Origin of the sequence: Streptomyces olivoverticillatus, from assembly GCF_014203555.1 — a bacterium.
Taxonomy (GTDB): domain Bacteria; phylum Actinomycetota; class Actinomycetes; order Streptomycetales; family Streptomycetaceae; genus Streptomyces; species Streptomyces olivoverticillatus.
Genome location: NZ_JACHJH010000005.1, coordinates 61758 through 82954 on the forward strand (window position 1 = coordinate 61758; position 21197 = coordinate 82954).

General features: G+C 71.2%; 19 protein-coding genes. 15 read left to right on the forward strand and 4 right to left on the reverse strand.

Annotated features, from left to right (window positions below):
* The first annotated feature begins 513 nt into the window (after positions 1-513).
* Genes FHS39_RS17415 through nuoN form a run of 14 tightly spaced genes read left to right on the forward strand, consistent with a single transcriptional unit; the run spans position 514 to position 16556 of the window.
* On the forward strand, positions 514-873 hold the full coding sequence (locus tag FHS39_RS17415) for an NADH-quinone oxidoreductase subunit A (protein ID WP_184350279.1): 360 nt from the start codon (positions 514-516) through the stop codon (positions 871-873).
* A 10-nt stretch (positions 874-883) separates the two neighbouring features.
* Positions 884-1438 (forward strand): NuoB/complex I 20 kDa subunit family protein, encoded by a 555-nt coding sequence (locus FHS39_RS17420; protein ID WP_184350280.1) that lies wholly within the window; start codon positions 884-886, stop codon positions 1436-1438.
* Positions 1435-2184 (forward strand): NADH-quinone oxidoreductase subunit C, encoded by a 750-nt coding sequence (locus FHS39_RS17425; RefSeq protein ID WP_184350281.1) that lies wholly within the window; start codon positions 1435-1437, stop codon positions 2182-2184. The genes FHS39_RS17420 and FHS39_RS17425 overlap by 4 nt, the downstream gene beginning before the upstream one ends.
* The gene (locus FHS39_RS17430; protein WP_184350282.1) at positions 2184-3506 is read left to right on the forward strand and encodes an NADH-quinone oxidoreductase subunit D; all 1323 of its coding nucleotides are present in this window, start codon (positions 2184-2186) and stop codon (positions 3504-3506) included. Before FHS39_RS17425 ends, FHS39_RS17430 begins: the two co-directional genes overlap by 1 nt.
* A gap of 17 nt (positions 3507-3523) precedes the next feature.
* On the forward strand, positions 3524-4384 hold the full coding sequence (gene nuoE / locus FHS39_RS17435) for an NADH-quinone oxidoreductase subunit NuoE (protein WP_184350619.1): 861 nt from the start codon (positions 3524-3526) through the stop codon (positions 4382-4384).
* The gene (gene nuoF, locus FHS39_RS17440; RefSeq protein WP_184350283.1) at positions 4381-5733 is read left to right on the forward strand and encodes an NADH-quinone oxidoreductase subunit NuoF; all 1353 of its coding nucleotides are present in this window, start codon (positions 4381-4383) and stop codon (positions 5731-5733) included. The genes nuoE and nuoF overlap by 4 nt, the downstream gene beginning before the upstream one ends.
* On the forward strand, positions 5730-8249 hold the full coding sequence (locus FHS39_RS17445; protein WP_184350284.1) for an NADH-quinone oxidoreductase subunit G: 2520 nt from the start codon (positions 5730-5732) through the stop codon (positions 8247-8249). Before nuoF ends, FHS39_RS17445 begins: the two co-directional genes overlap by 4 nt.
* 38 nt (positions 8250-8287) lie before the next feature.
* Positions 8288-9610 carry an NADH-quinone oxidoreductase subunit NuoH gene (nuoH, locus tag FHS39_RS17450; RefSeq protein WP_184350620.1) on the forward strand — a complete coding sequence of 441 codons (1323 nt, stop codon included), beginning with the start codon at positions 8288-8290 and terminating at the stop codon, positions 9608-9610.
* Positions 9603-10208 carry an NADH-quinone oxidoreductase subunit NuoI gene (gene nuoI, locus FHS39_RS17455; RefSeq protein WP_184350285.1) on the forward strand — a complete coding sequence of 202 codons (606 nt, stop codon included), beginning with the start codon at positions 9603-9605 and terminating at the stop codon, positions 10206-10208. The genes nuoH and nuoI overlap by 8 nt, the downstream gene beginning before the upstream one ends.
* A complete protein-coding gene (locus tag FHS39_RS17460) occupies positions 10205-11032 on the forward strand; it encodes an NADH-quinone oxidoreductase subunit J (RefSeq protein ID WP_184350286.1) in 828 nt (275 codons plus the stop codon). The genes nuoI and FHS39_RS17460 overlap by 4 nt, the downstream gene beginning before the upstream one ends.
* On the forward strand, positions 11029-11328 hold the full coding sequence (gene nuoK, locus FHS39_RS17465; RefSeq protein WP_184350287.1) for an NADH-quinone oxidoreductase subunit NuoK: 300 nt from the start codon (positions 11029-11031) through the stop codon (positions 11326-11328). The genes FHS39_RS17460 and nuoK overlap by 4 nt, the downstream gene beginning before the upstream one ends.
* A 13-nt stretch (positions 11329-11341) precedes the next feature.
* Positions 11342-13279 carry an NADH-quinone oxidoreductase subunit L gene (gene nuoL / locus FHS39_RS17470; RefSeq protein ID WP_184350288.1) on the forward strand — a complete coding sequence of 646 codons (1938 nt, stop codon included), beginning with the start codon at positions 11342-11344 and terminating at the stop codon, positions 13277-13279.
* A gap of 2 nt (positions 13280-13281) precedes the next feature.
* Positions 13282-14907 carry an NADH-quinone oxidoreductase subunit M gene (locus FHS39_RS17475; protein WP_184350289.1) on the forward strand — a complete coding sequence of 542 codons (1626 nt, stop codon included), beginning with the start codon at positions 13282-13284 and terminating at the stop codon, positions 14905-14907.
* On the forward strand, positions 14904-16556 hold the full coding sequence (gene nuoN, locus FHS39_RS17480; RefSeq protein ID WP_184350290.1) for an NADH-quinone oxidoreductase subunit NuoN: 1653 nt from the start codon (positions 14904-14906) through the stop codon (positions 16554-16556). Before FHS39_RS17475 ends, nuoN begins: the two co-directional genes overlap by 4 nt.
* 78 nt (positions 16557-16634) lie before the next feature.
* Here the strand turns inward: nuoN and FHS39_RS17485 are convergent, their stop codons facing one another.
* The 4 genes from FHS39_RS17485 to fahA form a co-directional block, all read right to left on the reverse strand.
* A complete protein-coding gene (locus tag FHS39_RS17485; RefSeq protein ID WP_184350291.1) occupies positions 16635-17144 on the reverse strand; it encodes a hypothetical protein in 510 nt (169 codons plus the stop codon).
* A 71-nt stretch (positions 17145-17215) separates the two neighbouring features.
* Positions 17216-17764, reverse strand: a complete 549-nt coding sequence (locus tag FHS39_RS17490; protein ID WP_184350292.1) for a hypothetical protein — start codon at positions 17762-17764, stop codon at positions 17216-17218.
* A 73-nt stretch (positions 17765-17837) separates the two neighbouring features.
* On the reverse strand, positions 17838-18497 hold the full coding sequence (locus FHS39_RS17495) for a GOLPH3/VPS74 family protein (RefSeq protein ID WP_184350293.1): 660 nt from the start codon (positions 18495-18497) through the stop codon (positions 17838-17840).
* A complete protein-coding gene (gene fahA / locus FHS39_RS17500) occupies positions 18494-19684 on the reverse strand; it encodes a fumarylacetoacetase (protein ID WP_184350294.1) in 1191 nt (396 codons plus the stop codon). Before fahA ends, FHS39_RS17495 begins: the two co-directional genes overlap by 4 nt.
* 235 nt (positions 19685-19919) lie before the next feature.
* On the opposite strand from fahA, the gene FHS39_RS17505 reads away from it, so the two are divergent.
* Positions 19920-21179 carry a carboxylate--amine ligase gene (locus FHS39_RS17505; RefSeq protein ID WP_343069626.1) on the forward strand — a complete coding sequence of 420 codons (1260 nt, stop codon included), beginning with the start codon at positions 19920-19922 and terminating at the stop codon, positions 21177-21179.
* Positions 21180-21197: the final 18 nt, after the last annotated feature.

Consider the following 21197-nt stretch of genomic DNA (forward strand, 5'->3'; position numbering starts at 1 on the left):
TGCCCACAAAATCCGGCCTCCGAACCTCTCGGCACGTGGCAGAACTCACGCCCCGCCCGTCTTGGCGCGACGCTTGCGAATCCTCACGCGGAGCGGGCCGCGGAAGCGGCCCGAGGCGCCGGGGACGACCGCTGACTGCCGTCCCCTCGGCGGATGGCGCTTCTTTATCAGTTGACGGTTGAACGCGCGAATTTGCCATTGCGTAGCCGGTGCTGATAGTGGATCAAGGCTCCCACCAGCGCTTCCGCTCCGGAATGTCACCTATCGTGACCGGTCGGCCGCTTCGCGTATGAAGATCACCGCTCATCCGACTTGATGATCGTTCGCCAGGTGGTGGAGATCACAAACGTGGTCCTGTACGCCGTGTCGCAGATCACAGACCGACGGGCATAGGATGCAATCGACCCGGGCTTGTGAACTGCCTCACATGTGGCGATCTCCGCCAGGGGCCTCCCGCCGCCGGGTCCGGTCAGCCAGTAGTCAGCGTCGACAGACTGGAAGGAGCGAGGAGCGGTGAACGCCTACGCGCCCATCCTCGTACTGGGAGCCCTCGGTGCCGGCTTCGCGGTCTTCTCCGTGGTCATGGCATCGCTCATCGGCCCGAAGCGGTACAACCGCGCCAAGCTCGAAGCCTATGAATGCGGCATCGAGCCCACCCCGCAGCCGGCCGGCGGTGGCCGCTTCCCGATCAAGTACTACCTGACGGCGATGCTCTTCATCGTCTTCGACATCGAGATCGTCTTCCTCTACCCCTGGGCCGTCACCTTCGACGCCCTGGGGATGTTCGGGCTCGTCGAGATGCTCCTCTTCGTGCTCACCGTCTTCGTCGCCTACGCCTATGTATGGCGCCGCGGCGGCCTGGAATGGGACTAGGGGGCGCCCCATGGGACTCGAGGAAAAGCTGCCCAGCGGCTTTCTGCTGACCACCGTCGAACAGGCCGCAGGCTGGGTGCGCAAGGCATCCGTCTTCCCGGCCACCTTCGGCCTGGCCTGCTGTGCCATCGAGATGATGACCACCGGAGCCGGGCGCTACGACCTCGCCCGCTTCGGCATGGAGGTCTTCCGCGGCTCGCCGCGGCAGGCCGACCTGATGATCGTGGCGGGCCGGGTCAGCCAGAAGATGGCGCCGGTGCTGCGGCAGGTCTACGACCAGATGCCCAACCCCAAGTGGGTGATCTCCATGGGCGTCTGCGCCTCCAGCGGCGGCATGTTCAACAACTACGCCATCGTGCAGGGCGTCGACCACATCGTCCCGGTCGACATCTATCTGCCCGGCTGCCCGCCGCGCCCCGAGATGCTGCTCGACTCGATCCTCAAGCTGCACAAGAAGATCCAGAACGAGAAGCTCGGCCCGCACCGCGAGGAAGCCGAGCGCGAGGCGGAGCAAACGGCCCTCAAGGCCCTGCCCTTGATCGACGCGAAGGGGCTGCTGCGATGAGCGAGCCGACCGCCAAGGGTCCCAACGGCGTCAACCCCGACAAGGACGTCAACGCCCAGAACCTCCCCGGACAGCGCGGGGATCACGGCGAGACCATCCGCGTCCAGCGCGGCATGTTCGGCGCGAACAACGGCGGCGACACCTCCGGCTATGGCCGCCTGGTGCGCACCGTGCGGCTGCCCGGCGAGGCCGTCCGCCCCTACGGCGGATGGTTCGACGAGGTGGCCGACGAGCTGGAGGGCGCCCTGGAGGAGCAGGGGATCCCGGCCACGGGCGCCATCGAGAAGACCGTCGTCGACCGCGGCGAGATCACCTTCCACATCGCCCGCGAGCACCTGCCGCGGGTGGCCCGCACCCTGCGCGACGACCCGGCGCTCCGCTTCGAACTGTGCACGGGCGTGAGCGGAGTGCACTTCCCCGGCGACAAGGGCCGCGAGCTGCACGCCGTGTACCACCTGCGCTCGATCACCCACAACCGGCTGATCCGGCTGGAAGTCGCCGCCCCCGACGACGACCCGCACATCCCCTCCCTCGTCGAGGTCTATCCGACCAACGACTGGCACGAGCGCGAGACCTACGACTTCTTCGGGCTCGTCTTCGACGGCCACCCGGCGCTCACGCGGATCATGATGCCCGACGACTGGCAGGGCTTCCCGCAGCGCAAGGACTATCCCCTCGGCGGCATCCCCGTCGAGTACAAGGGCGCCCAGATCCCGGCGCCCGACCAGCGGAGGTCGTACTCCTGATGCCGACATCCAACGCCAGCCCCCGCGAGACCACCGAAGGCACGGTCTACACCGTCACCGGCGGCGACTGGGACGAGATCGCCGCGGCGGCGAAGCGGGCCGACGACGAACGCATCGTCGTCAACATGGGCCCGCAGCACCCCTCCACGCACGGCGTCCTCCGGCTCATCCTGGAGATCGACGGCGAGACGGTCACCGAAGCCCGCTGCGGCATCGGCTACCTCCACACCGGCATCGAGAAGAACCTCGAATACCGCAACTGGACCCAGGGCACCACGTTCGTCACGCGCATGGATTACCTGACGCCCTTCTACAACGAAGTGGCGTACTGCCTGGGCGTGGAGAAGCTGCTCGGCATCGAGGAGCAGATCCCCGACCGGGCCACCGTCATCCGGGTCATGCTCATGGAGCTGAACCGAATCTCCTCCCACCTGGTGGCCATCGCCACCGGCGGCATGGAGCTCGGCGCCACCACGATCATGATCTACGGGTTCCGGGACCGCGAGCTCGTCCTCGACGTCTTCGAGCTGATCACCGGCCTGCGCATGAACCACGCCTACGTGCGCCCCGGCGGCCTCGCCCAGGACCTGCCGCCCGGCGCCATGGACCAGGTGCGCGAGGTCATCAAGAAGATGCGCCGCAACCTCCCCGAATACGACAAGCTCGCCACCGGCAACCCCATCTTCAAGGGCCGCATGCAGAACGTCGGCTACCTCGACCTCGCGGGCTGCATGGCGCTCGGCGCGACCGGGCCCATCCTGCGCTCGACGGGCCTGCCGCACGACCTGCGCAAGGCCCAGCCCTACTGCGGCTACGAGAATTACGAGTTCGACGTCCCCACCGCCGACACCTGCGACGCCTACGGCCGCTTCCTGATCCGGCTGGAGGAGATGAGGCAGTCGCTGCGCATCGTCGAGCAGTGCCTGGACCGGCTGCAGCCCGGCCCGGTCATGGTCGCCGACAAGAAGATCGCCTGGCCCGCCCAGCTGGCCCTCGGCCCGGACGGCCTCGGCAACTCCCTCGACCACATCAAGAAGATCATGGGCACCTCGATGGAGGCCCTCATCCACCACTTCAAGCTGGTGACCGAGGGCTTCCGGGTGCCGCCCGGCCAGGCCTACACGGCCGTGGAGTCCCCCAAGGGCGAGCTGGGCGTGCACGTGGTCAGCGATGGCGGCACCCGCCCCTACCGGGTCCACTTCCGGGACCCGTCCTTCACCAACCTCCAGGCCGTGGCGGCGATGTGCGAGGGCGGCATGGTCGCCGACGTGATCGTCGCCGTCGCGTCCATCGATCCGGTTATGGGAGGCGTCGACCGGTGACTGACGTCGAACTGGGGATGCCCCAACTCCCCGCACCCGACTACCCCGAGGACGTGCGGTCCCGGCTGGAGGCGGATGCCCGTGAGGTGATCGGCCGTTACCCCGACAGCCGCAGCGCCCTGTTGCCCCTGCTCCACCTCGTCCAGGCCGAGGAGGGCCACGTCTCCCGCACCGGCATCCGCTTCTGTGCGGATCTCCTCGGGCTCACCACGGCCGAGGTGACGGCGGTGGCCACCTTCTACACCATGTACCGGCGCAAGCCGGGCGGCGAGTACCAGGTGGGGGTGTGCACCAACACCCTGTGCGCGGTGCTCGGCGGCGACGCCGTCTTCGCCGCGCTCCAGCGCCACTTGGGCGTCGGCAACGGAGAGACCACCGAAGACGGCAAGATCACCCTTGAGCACATCGAGTGCAACGCCGCCTGCGACTTCGCGCCGGTGGTGATGGTCAACTGGGAGTTCTTCGACAACCAGACGCCCGGGAGCGCCGAGCGGCTCGTCGACGACCTGCGCGCCGGGCGCACCGTCACCCCCACCCGCGGGGCGCCCCTGTGCACGTACAAGGAGACGGCCCGCATCCTGGCCGGCTTCCCCGACCAGCGGCCGGGCGCGGTCGAGGCGGGCGGCGGCGCCGGGCCCGCCTCGCTCGCGGGGCTGCGGCTGGCCAAGGGCGAGAGCGCCCCGGCCCGCGTGGGACCGCCGCGCGGCGCGCCCCCGCACGACGAGCAGCCGCCCCGGCACCCGAGCTCCCACGCCCGCCCGTCGCCCGACCACCACCCCTCAACGAGTCCCTCCGGGACGCAGCAGTCTCCGCAGCAGACATCCGCCTCGGACCCCGACCACCCCAGCGGTCCGGTCACCGAGGAGGGGGAAGGATGACCGTGGCACCGGAGATCTTCGAGACCAGCCCGGAGAAACTGCTCACGCCCGTCCTGAGCGCCTTCTGGGACGAGCCCCGCTCCTGGACGCTGGAGACCTACCTGCGGCACGAGGGCTACCAGGGCGTGCGCAAGGCCCTGGCGATGTCCCCCGACGAGGTCATCGCCTACGTCAAGGACTCCGGGCTGCGCGGCCGCGGCGGCGCGGGCTTCCCCACCGGGATGAAGTGGCAGTTCATCCCGCAGGGCGACGGCAAGCCGCACTACCTCGTGGTCAACGCGGACGAGTCCGAGCCGGGCACCTGCAAGGACATCCCCCTCCTCTTCGCCAATCCGCATTCCCTCCTGGAGGGCATGCTGATCGCCTGCTACGCGATCCGCTGCAACCGCGCCTTCATCTATCTGCGCGGCGAAACCGTCCCCGTGCTGCGGCGGCTGCACGAGGCCGTGCGCGAGGCGTACGCGGCGGGCTATCTCGGCCGGAACGTCCTGGGCAGCGGACTCGACGTCGACATCACCGTGCACGCGGGGGCGGGCGCCTACATCTGCGGCGAGGAGACGGCCCTCCTCGACTCGCTCGAAGGGCGCCGCGGCCAGCCCCGGCTCCGGCCCCCCTTCCCCGCCGTCGCGGGCCTGTACGCGTGCCCCACTGTGGTGAACAACGTCGAGTCCATCGCCTCGGTTCCCGCGATCCTCCGGCGCGGCAAGGAATGGTTCCGTTCGATGGGCAGCGAGAAGTCCCCGGGCTTCACGCTCTACTCGCTCAGCGGCCACGTCGCCTCCCCCGGCCAGTACGAGGCGCCGCTGGGCGTCACCCTGCGCCAGTTGCTCGGGATGAGCGGCGGCATGCGCCCCGGCCACCGGCTCAAGTTCTGGACCCCCGGCGGCTCTTCGACGCCGCTGCTCACCGACGAGCACCTGGACGTGCCGCTCGACTACGAGGCCGTGGGTGCGGCCGGCTCCATGCTCGGCACCAAGGCGCTGCAGTGCTTCGACGAGACGACGTGCGTCGTCCGGGCGGTGACGCGCTGGACGGAGTTCTACGCCCACGAGTCCTGCGGCAAGTGCACGCCCTGCCGCGAAGGCACCTACTGGCTGGTGCAGTTGATGCGCGACATCGAGGCGGGCAAGGGCCGGATCCCGGACCTCGACAAGCTCGCCGACATCGCCGACAACATCAACGGCAAGTCCTTCTGCGCCCTCGGCGACGGCGCCGCGAGCCCGATCTTCTCCTCGCTCAAGTACTTCCGCGCCGAGTACGAGCAGCACGTCAAGGGCCGGGGCTGCCCCTTCGACCCGGCGAAGTCCACCGTGTGGGCCGACCAGTCGCACCCGGAGGTGCACGTATGACCGTCACCACGTCCGCACCCTCCGGAGGGGGAGGCGCGGCCGTTCCGCCCGACGACCTGGTGTCCGTCACCATCGACGGCATCGCCGTCTCGGTGCCCAAGGGCACACTCGTGATCCGCGCCGCGGAGCTGCTCGGCATCGAGATCCCGCGCTTCTGCGACCATCCGCTGCTCGATCCCGTCGGCGCCTGCCGCCAGTGCATCGTGGAGGTCGAGGGCCAGCGCAAGCCGATGGCGTCCTGCACCATCACGTGCACGGACGGCATGGTGGTCAAGACGCAGCTCACCTCGCCCGTCGCCGAGAAGGCGCAGCGCGGCGTGATGGAGCTGCTGCTGATCAACCATCCGCTGGACTGCCCGGTCTGCGACAAGGGCGGCGAGTGCCCGCTGCAGAACCAGGCGATGTCCGCCGGCCAGGCCGACAGCCGCTTCGAGGGCCGCAAGCGCACCTACGAGAAGCCGGTGCCGATCTCGGCGCAGGTGCTGCTGGACCGGGAGCGGTGCGTGCTGTGCGCGCGCTGCACCCGCTTCTCCAACGAGATCGCGGGCGACCCGATGATCGAGCTGCTGGAGCGGGGCGCGCTGGAGCAGGTGGGCATCGGCGAGGGCGATCCGTTCCGGTCGTACTTCTCGGGCAACACCATCCAGATCTGTCCGGTGGGCGCGCTGACGTCGGCGGCCTACCGGTTCCGGGCCCGCCCCTTCGACCTGGTCTCCTCGCCGTCGGTGTGCGAACACTGCGCGGGCGGCTGCGCGGTGCGCACGGACCACCGGCGCGGCAAGGTGATGCGCCGCCTGGCCGCGGAGGACCCGGAGGTCAACGAGGAGTGGCTGTGCGACAAGGGGCGCTTCGCGTTCCGCTACGCGCAGCGGCCGGAGCGTTTCACCACCCCGCTGGTGCGGGACGCCGACGGGGTGCTGCGGACGGCGAGCTGGCCCGAGGCCCTGGAGGCCGCGGCCCGCGGGCTGGGCGCGGCCCGGGGCCGCGCCGGGGTGCTCACGGGCGGGCGGCTGACCGTCGAGGACGCGTACGCCTACGCCAAGTTCGCCCGCATCGCCCTGGAGACGCACGACGTGGACTTCCGGGCGCGGGTGCACAGCGCCGAGGAGGCCGACTTCCTGGCGGCCGAAGTGGCCGGTCGGGGGCGGGATCTGGACGGCTCCGGAGTCACCTACCGGTCGCTGGAGGAGGCGCCCGCGGTGCTCCTGGTGGGCCTGGAGGCGGAGGAGGAGGCGCCCGGCATCTTCCTGCGACTGCGCAAGGCGTGGCGCAAGCACGGGCAGCGCACCTTCGCCCTGGCCACGCACGCCACACGGGGCCTGGGGAAGGCGGGCGGCACGCTGCTGCCCGCCGCGCCCGGCACGGAGACGGAGTGGCTGCGGGCGCTGGCCGAGGGGTCGGCGGCGGGGCTGGACGCGAACGGCCGGGCGGCGGCCGACGCGCTGCGCGCCCCCGGCGCGGTGATCCTGGCCGGGGAGCGGCTGGCGGGCGTGCCGGGCGGCCTGACGGCCGCGGTGGCGGCGGCCGCGTCGACGGGCGCGCGCCTGGTGTGGATCCCGCGCCGGGCGGGCGAGCGGGGCGCGGTCGAGGCGGGCGCCCTGCCGGGGCTGCTGCCCGGCGGCCGCCCGGCCACCGATCCCCGGGCCCGGGAGGAGACGGCGGCCGCGTGGGGCGTCGGGGAGCTGCCGCGCAGCCCCGGCCGGGACACCGGCCACATCGTGGAGGCCGCGGCCACCGGCGAGCTGTCGGCGCTGCTGGTGGGCGGCGTGGAGGTCGCGGACCTGCCCGATCCGGCGCGGGCCCGCGAGGCCCTGGACGCGGTGGGCTTCCTGGTGAGCCTGGAGCAGCGGCCGAGCGAGGTGGCGGACCGGGCGGACGTGGTGCTGCCGGTCGCGGCGGTGGCCGAGAAGGCGGGGACGTTCCTCGACTGGGAGGGCAGGGCCCGCCCGTTCGAGCCGGCGATCCGCCGGGAGCAGCTGACGCACGGCGTGGCACAGCTGCCGGACCTGCGGGTGCTGCACATGCTGGCGGACGCCATGGAGGTGAACCTCGCGCTGCCGGACGTCTCCGCGGCGCGGGCCGAGCTGACCCGGCTGGGGTGCTGGGCGGGGGAGCGGGCCGCGGGGCCGGCTTCGAGCGCGGCCGCGCTGCCGCGGCCGGAGCGCGGGGAGGCGGTGCTCGCGGGGCACCGGCTGCTGCTCGACCGGGGCCGGCTGCAGGACGGTGACGACGCGCTGGCGGCCACCCGGCATCCGGCGCTCGCCCGGCTCTCGGCGGCGACGGCCGTGGAGGCGGGGGTGCGCGACGGAGAGGTGCTGGCGGTGACCGGCCCGGCGGGCACGGTCCGGCTGCCCTTGCAGATCACACCGATGCCCGACCGGGTGGTGTGGCTGCCGCTGAACTCCGTGGGCGGCGGCGTCGCTTCGGACACCGGGGTCCGCCCGGGCGGGCTCGTACGGATCGGGGCGGACACCGGCGCGGGCGCCGGGACGCCGGAGACGGAGGAGCGGTCGTGAACCCCTCGCTGCACCACCTCGCGGCCGAGGATCTGTCGATGTTCGGCCGGGACCCGTGGTGGCTGGTCGTCGTCAAGGCGGTCTTCTGCTTCGCGTTCCTCATGGTGACCGTGCTCTTCTCCATCGTCTGGGAGCGCAAGGTCGTCGCCTGGATGCAGCTGCGCATCGGCCCCAACCGGCACGGGCCGTGGGGGATGCTGCAGTCGCTCGCGGACGGCATCAAGCTGATGCTCAAGGAGGACGTGATCGTCCGCCGCGCCGACAAGGTCGTCTACCTGCTGGCGCCGGTCGTCGCGGCGATCCCGGCCTTCATGGCGATCGCCGTGATCCCCTTCGGCCCGGCCGGAAACGAGATCTCGGTCTTCGGGCACCGCACGACGATGCAGCTGACGGACCTGCCGATCGCCGTCCTGTACATCTTCGCCGTCGCGTCCGTGGGCGTCTACGGCATCGTGCTGGCCGGCTGGTCCTCCGGCTCGACCTATCCGCTGCTGGGCGGGCTGCGCTCGTGCGCACAGATGATCAGCTACGAGATCGCGATGGGCGCGGCCTTCGCCTCGGTCTTCCTCTACTCCGGCTCCATGTCCACGTCGGCGATCGTCGAGGCGCAGCACGACCGCTGGTACGTGCTGCTGCTGCCGGTCTCCTTCCTCGTCTACATCGCGACGATGGTGGGCGAGACCAACCGTGCCCCCTTCGACATGCCGGAGTCCGAAGGCGATCTGGTCGGCGGCTTCAACACCGAGTACTCCTCGATCAAGTTCGCGATGTTCATGCTCGCCGAGTACGTGAACATGGTGACGGTCTCGGCGGTCGCGACCACCCTCTTCCTGGGCGGCTGGCAGGCCCCGTACCCGCTGTCCCTGTGGGAGGGCGCCAACCACGGCTGGTGGCCGCTGCTCTGGTTCGTCGTCAAGGTGCAGCTGCTGCTGTTCTTCTTCATCTGGCTGCGCGGCACGCTGCCCCGGGTGCGCTACGACCAGCTGATGAAGCTGGGATGGAAGGTGCTCATCCCGGTGTCGGTGACGTGGCTGATGCTCGTCGCCACCGTGCGGGCGCTGCGCAACGAGAACTACGGCTTCCAGAGCATCGTGCTCTACGTCGGCGGCGCGCTGCTGGCGGTGCTGCTGCTGTCCTTCGTCGTCGACGTCTTCCGCGACCGCGACGGCAGGCGGGGCGCCGAGCCGGCCGACGGCCCGCCGCCCGCCTTCGACCCGATGGCGGGCGGATTCCCGGTGCCGCCGATGCCCGGCCAGAGCCTGCCGCCGGTGCCCCGGCGCAGGCCGCGCGGGGATCGCGAGCTCATTGTCAGTGGCGGAGTGGATACTCTGAGTGACGGAAAGGAGGGCGGCCGTGTCTGACCGGTCTTCCCGGCCCCCGCTGCAGAACCCCGTCGCCGGCTTCGGCGTGACCTTCAAGGCCATGTTCAAGAAGCGGCTGACGGAGCAGTACCCGGAGGAGAAGAAGCACACCGCGCCGCGCTTCCACGGCCGCCATCAGCTCAACCGGCACCCCGACGGCCTGGAGAAGTGCATCGGCTGCGAGCTGTGCGCCTGGGCCTGCCCGGCCGACGCGATCTACGTCGAGGGAGCGGACAACACCGACGAGGAGCGCTACTCGCCGGGCGAGCGCTACGGCCGCGTCTACCAGATCAACTACCTGCGCTGCATCCTGTGCGGCCTGTGCGTCGAGGCCTGCCCCACCCGCGCGCTCACGATGACCAACGAGTACGAACTGGCCGACGCCAGCCGCGAGTCACTGATCTACACCAAGGAGCAGCTGCTCGCCGGGCTCGACGAGCGCATGGTCGACACCCCGCACGCGATCTATCCCGGCATGACCGAAGAGGACTACTACCGGGGCCTGGTGACGGGCGCCGCGCCGGGCACCGTCCGGCAGCCGGCCCGCTCCCAGGGCGAGCGGCCGCAGGAGGACCACGAGGAAGGGGTGGAGGCATGAACGCTGCCGCCACCGCCTCGATGACGTCGACGGGCGAAGCGGTCCAGTTCTGGATCCTGGCCGTCGTCGCCACGGGCGGCGCGCTGGGCACGGTGCTGATGAGGAAGGCCGTGCACAGCGCCCTGTCGCTGGCCGGCACGATGATCGTGCTCGCGGTCTTCTACCTGGCCAACGGCGCGTATTTCCTCGGCGTCGTCCAGATCATCGTCTACACCGGCGCGATCATGATGCTGTTCCTGTTCGTGGTGATGCTCGTGGGCGTCACCGCCGCGGACTCCCTCAAGGAGACGATCCGCGGGCAGCGGTGGCTGGCCGCGCTGTGCGCCCTGGGGTTCGGCGTCCTGCTGTTCGCCGGCATCGCCAACGCCTCGCTGCGCAGCTTCGACGGGCTCGGCCAGGCCAACTCCGGGGGCAACGTCCAGGGGATCGCCGCCCTGTTGTTCACCAAGTACGTCTTCGCCTTCGAAATCACCGGCGCCCTGCTGATCACCGCGGCAGTGGGGGCCATGGTCCTCACCCACCGCGAGCGCACCGAGCGCGCCCCCACGCAGCGCGAGCTGTCCGTGGCGCGGGTGCGCCGCGGCAAGCAGGTGCCGCCGCTGCCCGCCCCCGGCGTCTACGCCCGGCACAACGCGGTCGACGTCCCCGGCCTGCTGCCCGACGGCACGCCCTCGGAGCTCACGGTCAACGCCACGCTGCGCGCCCGCGGCCAGATCCGCGACGTGTCGGCCGAGGCGCTGGGGGAGCTCGCGGCGCTGGAGCAGCGCTCGAGCGAGTGGCAGGGGCAGAAGCAGGGCGAGGGCCGGAAGGGAGCCGCCCAGTGAACCCCGTCAACTACCTCTATCTGGCCGCCCTGCTGTTCACCGTCGGCGCGGCCGGAGTGCTCATCCGGCGGAACGCCATCGTGCTCTTCATGTGCATCGAGCTGATGCTGAACGCCTGCAACCTCGCGTTCGTCACCTTCTCCCGGATGCACGGCAATCTCGACGGCCAGGTCATCGCCTTCTTCACGATGGTCGTGGCCGCCGCCGAAGTCGTCATCGGCCTCGCCATCATCGTGACGATCTTCCGCTCCCGTCATTCGGCCTCGGTCGACGACTCCGGCCTGCTGAAGCTGTAAGGGGACACTGACGGTGGAAAACCTCATCGGATTGCTCGTCCTTGCCCCTTTGCTGGGCGCGGCCGTGCTGCTGTGCGGCGGGCGCAGGCTGGACCGCGCCGGGCACTGGGTCGGCACGCTGCTCGCGGCCGTGTCCTTCGTCATCGGCGTGGTGCTCTTCGCGTACCTGCTGGGCAGGAGCGGCGACGACCGGGAGCTGGGCGTCACGGTGTTCAGCTGGGTGCCCGTCGGCGGCTTCCGCGCCGACGTGGGCTTCCAGCTCGACCAGCTGTCGATGACCTTCGTGCTGCTGATCACGGGCGTCGGCTCGCTGATCCACCTCTACTCGGTCGGCTACATGGCCCATGACGAGCGGCGGCGCCGGTTCTTCGGCTACCTCAACCTCTTCCTGGCCGCGATGCTGCTGCTGGTCCTGGCCGACAACTACCTGCTGCTTTACGTGGGCTGGGAGGGCGTCGGCCTGGCCTCGTTCCTGCTGATCGGCTTCTGGCAGCACAAGCCGAGCGCGGCCACGGCGGCGAAGAAGGCGTTCCTGGTCAACCGCGTGGGCGACATGGGCCTTTCGATCGCCATCATGCTGATGTTCACCACCTTCGGCACCTTCGCCTTCGGCCCCGTCCTCGGCGGCGCGGACGGCGCGGGCGAGGGGCGGCTGACCGCGATCGGGCTGATGCTGCTGCTGGCCGCCTGCGGCAAGTCCGCCCAGGTGCCGCTGCAGTCCTGGCTCGGCGATGCGATGGAGGGCCCGACGCCCGTCTCGGCGCTGATCCACGCGGCCACGATGGTCACGGCCGGGGTCTATCTGATCGTCCGCTCCGGGGCCATTTTCGAGGGCGCGCCGGACGCCCAGACGGCCGTGGTCACGGTCGGTGCGGTCACGCTGCTCTTCGGTGCGATCGTCGGTTGCGCGAAGGACGACATCAAGAAGGCCCTCGCGGGCTCGACCATGTCCCAGATCGGCTACATGATCCTCGCCGCCGGGCTGGGCCCCGTCGGCTACGTCTTCGCGATCATGCACCTGGTGACGCACGGCTTCTTCAAGGCCGGCCTCTTCCTCGGCGCGGGTTCCGTCATGCATGCCATGGACGACGAGGTCGACATGCGGCACTACGGCGGCCTGCGGACATACATGCCGATCACCTTCGTCACCTTCGGCCTCGGCTATCTGGCCATCATCGGCTTTCCCGGCCTGTCCGGCTTCTTCTCCAAGGACAAGATCATCGAGGCGGCCTTCGCCAAGGGCGGCACCGAGGGCTGGATCCTGGGCGGGGCGGCGCTGCTGGGCGCGGCCATCACCGCCTACTACATGACGCGCGTCATGCTGATGACCTTCTTCGGCGAGAAGCGCTGGCAGCCCGCCCCCTCCCCGGCGGAGCCCGGCGCCGAGCCCGCGGCCGCGCACGGCGCGGGCGAGCTGCCCCACCCGCACGAGGCGCCGAGGACCATGACCGTCCCGATGATCGTCCTCGCCGTCGGATCGGTCTTCGCCGGCGGCCTGTTCACGGTGAACAATGCCTTCGTGAAGTGGCTGGAGCCCGTCACCGGCCACGAGGAGGGCCACTCTCCCGTCAGCGCGCTCACGGTCACCGCGGCCACCATGGCCGTCCTCGTCGTGGGCGTGGCGCTCGCCTGGGCGCAGTACGGGCGCAGGCCGGTGCCGGTCACCGCGCCGCGCGGCTCGCTGCTCACCCGGGCGGCCCGCCGCGACCTCCTCCAGGACGACTTCAACCACGTGGTGCTGGTCCGCGGCGGCGAACACCTCACCCGCAGCCTTGTCTACGTCGACCACACCGTGGTCGACGGCGTGGTCAACGGCACCGCCGCCTCCGTCGGCGGCCTGTCGGGCCGGATGCGCAAGCTGCAGAACGGCTACGCCCGGTCGTACGCGGTCTCGATGTTCGGCGGCGCGGCGGTGCTCATCGCCGCCACCTTGCTGATGAGGGCGGTCTAGTCATGTCATTTCCCCTGCTGACGCTCACCGCGGCCGTCCCTGCGCTCGGCGCGGTGGCCACGGCCGCCGTGCCGGCGGCGCGGCGCACCGCCGCCAAGTGGACGGCGCTGGCGTTCTCGCTGGCCACGCTGGTGCTCGCGGCGGTGCAGCTGGTGCGCTTCGCGCCGGGCGCCAAGGGCCCGTTCCAGCTCACCGAGTCGCACGCCTGGATCAAGGACTTCGGGGTCCGCTACGAGCTGGGCGTGGACGGCATCGCGGTGGCGCTGATCGCCCTGACCGCCGTACTGGTCCCGTTCGTGATCCTCGCGGGCTGGCACGACGCCGACCCCCTGGAGACCAAGAGCTCGCGCTGGCGGCCCACCCAGGGCTTCTTCGCCCTGATCCTCATGGTCGAGGCGATGGTGCTGATCGCCTTCGAGGCCACCGACGTCTTCCTCTTCTACATCTTCTTCGAAGCCATGCTCATCCCGATGTACTTCCTCATCGGCGGCTTCGGCGACCGGGCGGGGGAGCACGGCGAGGCCGAGACGGCGGCCCAGCGCTCGTACGCCGCGGTGAAGTTCCTGCTCTACAACCTCGCGGGCGGCCTGATCATGCTGGCCGCCGTCATCGGGCTGTACGCGGTCACCGCCCACCAGCTCGGCGCCGGCACCTTCTCGCTCCAGGAGATCACCCAGGCGCGGGCGGACGGCAGGCTGGAGTTCGCGACCACCACCGAACGGGCGCTGTTCCTCGGCTTCTTCTTCGCCTTCGCGGTGAAGGCGCCGCTGTGGCCGCTGCACACCTGGCTGCCCAACGCCATGGGCGAGGCCACCGCGCCCGTGGCCGTGCTGATCACGGCGGTGGTCGACAAGGTCGGCACCTTCGCGATGCTCCGCTTCTGCCTCCAGCTCTTCCCCGAGGCGTCGAAGTGGGCGACGCCGGCGATCCTCGTGCTGTCGCTGGTGAGCATCCTCTACGGGGCGCTGCTGGCCGTGGGGCAGCGGGACATCAAGCGGCTGATCGCCTATGCCTCGATCTCGCACTTCGGCTTCATCATCCTGGGCATCTTCGCGATGACCACCCAGGGCCAGAGCGGCGCGACGCTCTACATGGTCAACCACGGCATCTCCACCGCCGCGTTGATGCTCGTCGCGGGCTTCCTGATCTCCCGGCGCGGCTCGCGGCTCATCGCCGACTACGGCGGCGTGCAGAAGGTGGCGCCGGTGCTCGCGGGCACCTTCCTGGTGAGCGGCCTGGCCACGCTCTCGCTGCCGGGGCTCGCGCCGTTCGTCTCCGAATTCCTGGTGCTGGTCGGCACGTTCACCCGGCACCCGGTCATCGGGGGCATCGCGACGCTGGGCATCGTGCTCGCCGCGCTGTACGTGCTGGTGCTCTACCAGCGCACGATGACCGGCCCCGTGCGCGAACAGGTGCGCCGGATGCCCGACCTCAGGGCGCGGGAGCTGGCCGTGGTGGCGCCGCTGATCGCGCTGCTGCTGTTCCTCGGCGTCTACCCCAAACCGCTGACGAAGATCGTCAATCCGGCGGTCGAGCACACGATGTCGCAGGTGCACAAGACGGACCCGCGGCCCGACGTGCCCGTGAAAGCCCCCGTGACAGCCCATGACGTGGAGGCCGCGAAGTGAGCCACGCAGCATCTGTCCACAGCCTGTGGACACTGGCGGCCGACGCGCCGAAGAAGATCCCCGGGCCGCACATCGAGTACGCCCAGCTGGCGCCGGTGCTCATCGTGCTCGGCGCCGCCCTGCTGGGCGTCCTCGTCGAGGCGTTCCTGCCGCGCCGCGCCCGCTACCACGCCCAGGTCCTGCTGACCGTGGTCGGCCTGGCCGCCGCCTTCGCCTCCGTGGTCGCCCTGGCCGTCGGCGGCTACGCCCACGACAAGGCGCACGTCGCAGCCATGGGCGCCGTCGCCGTCGACGGGCCGGCGCTCTTCCTCCAGGGCACCGTCCTGCTCGTCGGCCTCGTCGCCGTCTTCACCTTCGCCGAGCGGCGCCTGGACCCGGCCGTGCAGGGAAGGCCGGTGGACTCCTTCGCCGCGCAGGCCGGTGCCGTGCCGGGCGGCGACGCCGAGCAGCGCGCGGTCATGGCGGGCTTCGTGACCACCGAGGTCTTCCCCGTCCTCCTCTTCGCGATCGGCGGCATGCTGGTCTTCCCCGCCGCCAACGACCTGCTGACGCTCTTCGTCGCGCTGGAGGTCTTCTCGCTCCCCCTGTACGTGCTGTGCGCCCTCGCCCGCCGCCAGCGGCTGCTCTCGCAGGAAGCGGCCGTCAAGTACTTCCTGCTGGGCGCCTTCTCCTCGGCGTTCCTGCTGTTCGGCGTGGCGCTGCTGTACGGCTACGCGGGCACGGTCACCTACGCGGGCATCGCCGACGTGGTGAGCGGCAACGTCCAGACGCCCGGCCCGGCGCTCGCCGACACGATGGGCAACGACGCACTGCTCCTCGTCGGCGGAGCCATGGTGCTGATGGGGCTGCTGTTCAAGGTGGGTGCGGTGCCGTTCCACATGTGGACGCCCGACGTCTATCAGGGCGCCCCCACGCCGGTCACCGGCTTCATGGCCGCCGCCACCAAGGTCGCCGCCTTCGGCGCGCTGCTGCGGCTGCTGTACGTCGTCCTGCCCGGCATGCGCTGGGACTGGCGGCCGGTGATGTGGGGCGTCGCGATCGTCACCATGCTCGTGGGCGCCATCGTGGCCGTCACCCAGACCGATGTGAAGCGGCTGCTGGCCTACTCCTCCATCGCCCACGCGGGGTTCATCCTCGCCGGTGTCATCGCCGTCAGCCCGGCCGGGGTGTCCTCGGTCCTCTTCTATCTGGCCGCGTACTCCTTCGTCACCCTCGGCGCGTTCGCGGTGGTCACGCTGGTGCGCGACGCCGGCGGAGAGGCCACGCACCTGTCCAAGTGGGCCGGGCTCGGGCGGCGTTCGCCGCTGGTGGCCGCGGTCTTCGCGGTCTTTCTGCTGGCCTTCGCGGGCATCCCGCTGACCAGCGGATTCGCGGGGAAGTTCGCGGTGTTCAAGGCGGCGGCGCAGGGCGGGGCGGCGCCGCTGGTGATCATCGGTGTGCTGTCGTCGGCGATCGCCGCGTTCTTCTACATCCGGGTGATCGTGCTGATGTTCTTCAGCGAGCCGAAGGCGGACGGCCCGACGGTCGCCGTGCCCAGCCCGGTGACGTCCGTGGCCATCGCACTCGGCGTCATCGTCACCGTCGTCCTCGGCGTGGCCCCGCAGTACTTCCTGGACCTGGCCGGACAGGCCGCGGTGTTCGCGCGCTGAGCGCCCGGTACGCAGACCGCCGCCCGGCACCCTTGCGCAGGGTGCCGGGCGGCGGTGCGTGCGGTGCGATGCGGCGCGTCAGTGGCCGATCTTGCTCAGGTCGGGAAGCTGCCCGGCGCCGCCCGCCGCCCCGGCCCCGTCGGCCTTGACGAAGGTGTCCTTGCGGCCCGAAGCCCAGGAGACGGTGAGCGACTTGCCGTCCGAGCTCACGATGGTGCCCTGGCTGCGGGTGGTGTCGCCGTCGTTGCACTTGAGGGTCAGGGTGACCGGCTTGGCGCTCTGGTTCACCTCACCCGGGCAGATGTGCTTGCCGTTGACGACCGCGCCCTTGGAGCCGTGGATGGACAGGCCCACGGCGCCGTCCGCGCTCTGGGCCGTGCCCCAGGCGCCGTCCACCGAGCCGGTCGTGCCACCGGCGGGAGCGCTGCTCGCGCCACCCGCGGCGGGCGCGGCGGGCGCCTGCGAGCCGGCGGCCGCCGGAGGCGTCGCGGGCACCTTCTTGTCGCCGCCGTCGCTGCTCTTGCTGCAACCCGTCATCAGCACAGCGGCGAAGACCGCCGCCCCCGTGATCTGTACTGCCTTGCGCACGTGCGCCCTCTCGTCGTTTTCACCGTTTTATGGATCTGAACACGACAAGCTAGCAGCGGAACCGGGCCGGATCATTCCGAGGGCCGCCCGGCGGGCGAAGTGGGAAAGTCATCCAGCTTGGGCAGTTCGACCTTGATGGCGCCCGGATTCTGAAGGGTGTTGATGCGCCCGTTCTGCCACGCCACCTTGATCGCCTTGCCGCCCGGCAGCAGGGCCGCCGTGCCGGAGATGGCGCTCTGCTTGCCGTTGCACTTGAGGTCCAGCGTGGCCGCGGACTCGGACTGCCGCGCCTCGCCCATGCAGGTGGACTCGGGGTCGGAGTAGACGGCCGAGGTGCCGACGATGTGCATGCTCACCCCGTCCGAGGTGGTCGACACCCAGATGCCGTCGAACTTCTTTCCGTCCGGCTTCTGTTGGGAAGGGTTGGCCGAGGCGCCCGGGACGCCCGGGGCCACGATGCCCGGCCGTGAGGGATGTGCCGACGCCGTCGGCGAGGCGGACGGCTGCTGCGCCGCCGACGTCTCCCCGGCGCCCTTGCCGCCGCCCCCGCTCGTACCGCAACCCGTCACCAGCACGGCGGTTATGACCGCCGCCCCTGTCCACCGTGCCGCCTCGCGCACCGCATCTCCTCAGCCCGTCGCACCGAGCAGGCAAGCTAACAGGCCGCCTCCCGGGCGGCACAGCCCGACCGGCTCAGCCGCCCCCGCCGGACTGGCTCGCCCGGTCCTCCCGCACGTTGCGGTAGACCGCCAGCGCCGTCCACTCCTCGTGCACCAGCCGCCGCAACGACCTGCGCACGGACCGCTGGTCCCAGCTCGGATACAGCCGCGACGTCACCCCCGCCGCCGCCACCAGCGCGGCGAGCTTGCGCTCGCGCGGCGTGGGCAGCCCGGCGTGCAGCGCCGCGTCGAAGCGCTGCCGCACCTCCGTGCTCCGCTCGGCCTGCCCGGCCGGGAAGCGGTGATAGGGGACGAAGCCGAGGAAGCGACGGGTCTCCGCACGCAGCGCACCCCGCTCGATCAGGCGGGCCAGCCACTCCTCCTCCTGGCGCCGGGCCGCCCGGCGCACCCAGGCCCGCACCCGGGGCGAGCCCGCGCGCCGCCCCTTGGCGGACACGCCCAGGCTCGCCAGCGCGTCCGCCAGCAGCGGATCGCCGGGCGGAATGGGGTGGGTCACCACCGCCCGCCCGCGCTCCTCGGCTATGTGCCCGCTCAGCTCCAGCTCCGCCAGGGCCGCCCCCGCCACCGCGTACTGCAGGAAGCGGCCCTGGCACAGCCGGCTTCCGGAGACCGGGTTGAGGGAGAGCAGCAGCACTTCCTCCGGCAGCATGAGCGCGGCGGCGGGGTCTGTCATGCGCCGGGCGCGGGCGCGGTGCGCGCCGGGACGATCCGGCCGGTGACCTCGCCGAGGCCGATCCGGGCGCCGTCCGGGCCCGGGGCCCAGGCGGTGAGGGTGACCTCGTCACCGTCGGCCAGGTAGGGGCCCTTGCCCTGGGTGAGTTCGAGGAGGCAGCCGAGCTGGTCGGGCTCGGGGCCGCTGACGGTGCCGGAGGCGAAGAGGTCGCCCGTGCGCAGCGAGGCGCCGTTGACGGTCATGTGGGCCAGCTGCTGCGCGGCCGTCCAGTACATGGCGGAGAAGGGCGGCCGGGAGATCGTCTCGCCGTTGACGGTCACCTCGATGCGCAGGTCGATGCCGCCGGGCTCGGCGTGGGCGTCGTCGAGGTAGGGCAGCAGCGGGAACGTCCGCGCGGGCGGGGCCGTGCGGGCCTCGTCGAAGGCGTCCAGCGGGGTGATCCAGGCGGAGACCGAGGTGGCGAAGGACTTGCCGAGGAACGGGCCGAGCGGCACGTACTCCCACGCCTGGAGGTCGCGGGCCGACCAGTCGTTGACGAGGCAGACGCCGAAGACGTGCTCGCGGAAGTCGGCCAGCGCGACGGGGGTGTTCACCGGTGCGGGCGTGCCGACGACGAAGCCGACCTCGGCCTCGATGTCGAGCCGCAGCGAGGGCCCGAAGGAGGGCGTGGGGTCGGCGGGGGCCTTGCGCTGGCCCTGGGGGCGCACGACGTCGGTGCCGGAGACCACGACGGTGCCCGAACGCCCGTGGTAACCGATGGGCAGGTGCTTCCAGTTGGGCGTGAGGGGCTCGCCGTCTGGGCGGAAGATGCGGCCCACGTTGGTGGCGTGGTGCTCGCTGGCGTAGAAGTCGACGTAGTCGGCGACCTCGAAGGGCAGGTGCAGGTTCACCTCGGCCAGCGGGTGGAAGTGCGGGCCGTCCAGCCAGCCGCGGATCTCCGCGCGCACCGCCTGCCACACCTCGCGGCCCGCCGCCATCAGGGGGTTGAGGGTCGGCTGTGCCAGCAGGGGCGCGTGGGCGGAGCCGTGCGCCTCGGCGGCCGCGGCCGCATCGAGGACGTGTGCGCCGTAGCGGACGCCGATGCGGGGGCGGTCGGGTGCGTCGGGGGTGGTGAAGACGCCGTAGGGGAGGGTGTGCGCGCCGAAGGGGTCGCCTTCGGGCAGCTCACGGGGGCTGTGCTGGGGCATGGGACGCTGCCTCGCCTTCTCCTGGGACGCTCCGTGGGGCCGGGTGGGCCGTTCCCCACACAGTACGGGTTGATCTCCGCGGGGCAAGGGGTGTCCGACAGGTGTCCGACCACTGGCTAAAGGGTGGGCAATGTCCGGTAACTCCTTGCTGGAGGCGTGGATTCCGAAGTAGCGTCCTAAGTCGGGTCACACTCAATGGGGGGCCGCTGAGGCTGAGTGGCCGAGGGGGGTGCTGGTGGCGAGCAGGAGTGCGCCCGTGGCGGTGGACCGGTCCGTTCCGGGGCTGATCGTGAAAATCGGCGACTATCCCCTGCACCATGGCGGAGTCGGGGCGATCCGCAGTCTCGGCCGGCTGGGAGTCCCCATGTACGCCATCACCGAGGACAGCTGGACGCCCGCCGCCGTCTCCCGCTATCTGCGGTCCGGTTTCGTCTGGCCGACGACCGGCACCGAGCGGGCCGAGGAGCTGGTGGCCGGGCTGCTGCAGATCGGCCGGCGGATCGGCCGCCCGGCGGTGCTGATCCCCACGGACGAGGAAGCGGCGGTGCTGATCGCCGAGCACGCCGAGGAGCTGGCGGGCCCCTTCCTCTTCCCGCCGGTGGAGAGCGGCCTGCCGCGCAGACTGGCGAGCAAGCAGGGGCTGCACGAGCTGTGCGTGGAGCACGGGGTGCCCTCCCCGGCGGCCCTCTTCCCCGCCTCGTACGAGGAGATCGAGAAGTACGCCTCGGTGGCCGCCTTCCCTCTGGTGGCCAAGAACCGCGAGGCGTTCGAGCGCCGCCGACATCCGGCCGTGCACGGCACCACCCGCATCAAGGGCCCCCGCGAGCTGCTGGAGCTGGCGAAGGCCTGGGGACCGTCCCCGGGCGTGATCCTCCAGGAGTACCTGCCCCGCGACCAGGCCGAGGACTGGATCGTGCACGCCTACTTCGACGCGGAGAGCACCCCGCTGGCGTTGTTCACCGGCGTCAAGGTGCGCTCCTGGCCGCCGCACGCCGGCATGACGGCCAACGCCTACGTCGTGGACAACCCCGAACTGGCCGCGATGGCCGCCCAGTTCATCAAACAGATCGGCTTCTGCGGGATCATCGACCTGGACTGGAGGTTCGACCGGCGTGACGGCCGGTACAAACTGCTGGACTTCAACCCCCGGATGGGCGCCCAGTTCCGCCTGTTCGAGAACGAGGCGGGCATCGACGTCGTACGGGCCCAGCACCTGGACCTCACCGGACGGCAGGTGCCCGAGGGCGAACAGCTCGCCGGGCGGCGCTTCATCGTGGAGAACATCGACCTCCCCGCCTTCGCCGCCTACCGCCGCAGCGGATACACCACCCCCCACGCTCCCCGCCGCGCCAGCGGCACCGAGCTGGCGTGGGCCGCCCGTGACGACATGAAGCCGTTCTTCACCATGCTCGCCCGGTTCGTGCGGCCGGGCGTGCGGCACGTACGGCAGCTGTGGCGGGACCGGCGCCGGGCCGCTGCCGCCGCGGCCGAATGACAGCGCACCACCCTGCCG

Excerpts from the sequence above, each read along its gene's own strand:
- FHS39_RS17495 (WP_184350293.1), bottom strand. The coding sequence starts at position 18,497 with ATGACAGACCCCGCCGCCGCGCTCATGCTGCCGGAGGAAGTGCTGCTG.
- FHS39_RS17425 (WP_184350281.1), top strand. The coding sequence starts at position 1,435 with ATGAGCGAGCCGACCGCCAAGGGTCCCAACGGCGTCAACCCCGACAAG.
- nuoE (WP_184350619.1), top strand. The coding sequence starts at position 3,524 with ATGCCCCAACTCCCCGCACCCGACTACCCCGAGGACGTGCGGTCCCGG.
- FHS39_RS17460 (WP_184350286.1), top strand. The coding sequence starts at position 10,205 with ATGAACGCTGCCGCCACCGCCTCGATGACGTCGACGGGCGAAGCGGTC.
- FHS39_RS17475 (WP_184350289.1), top strand. The coding sequence starts at position 13,282 with ATGTCATTTCCCCTGCTGACGCTCACCGCGGCCGTCCCTGCGCTCGGC.
- nuoH (WP_184350620.1), top strand. The coding sequence starts at position 8,288 with ATGTTCGGCCGGGACCCGTGGTGGCTGGTCGTCGTCAAGGCGGTCTTC.
- fahA (WP_184350294.1), bottom strand. The coding sequence starts at position 19,684 with ATGCCCCAGCACAGCCCCCGTGAGCTGCCCGAAGGCGACCCCTTCGGC.
- FHS39_RS17445 (WP_184350284.1), top strand. The coding sequence starts at position 5,730 with ATGACCGTCACCACGTCCGCACCCTCCGGAGGGGGAGGCGCGGCCGTT.
- FHS39_RS17430 (WP_184350282.1), top strand. The coding sequence starts at position 2,184 with ATGCCGACATCCAACGCCAGCCCCCGCGAGACCACCGAAGGCACGGTC.
- nuoF (WP_184350283.1), top strand. The coding sequence starts at position 4,381 with ATGACCGTGGCACCGGAGATCTTCGAGACCAGCCCGGAGAAACTGCTC.
- FHS39_RS17420 (WP_184350280.1), top strand. The coding sequence starts at position 884 with ATGGGACTCGAGGAAAAGCTGCCCAGCGGCTTTCTGCTGACCACCGTC.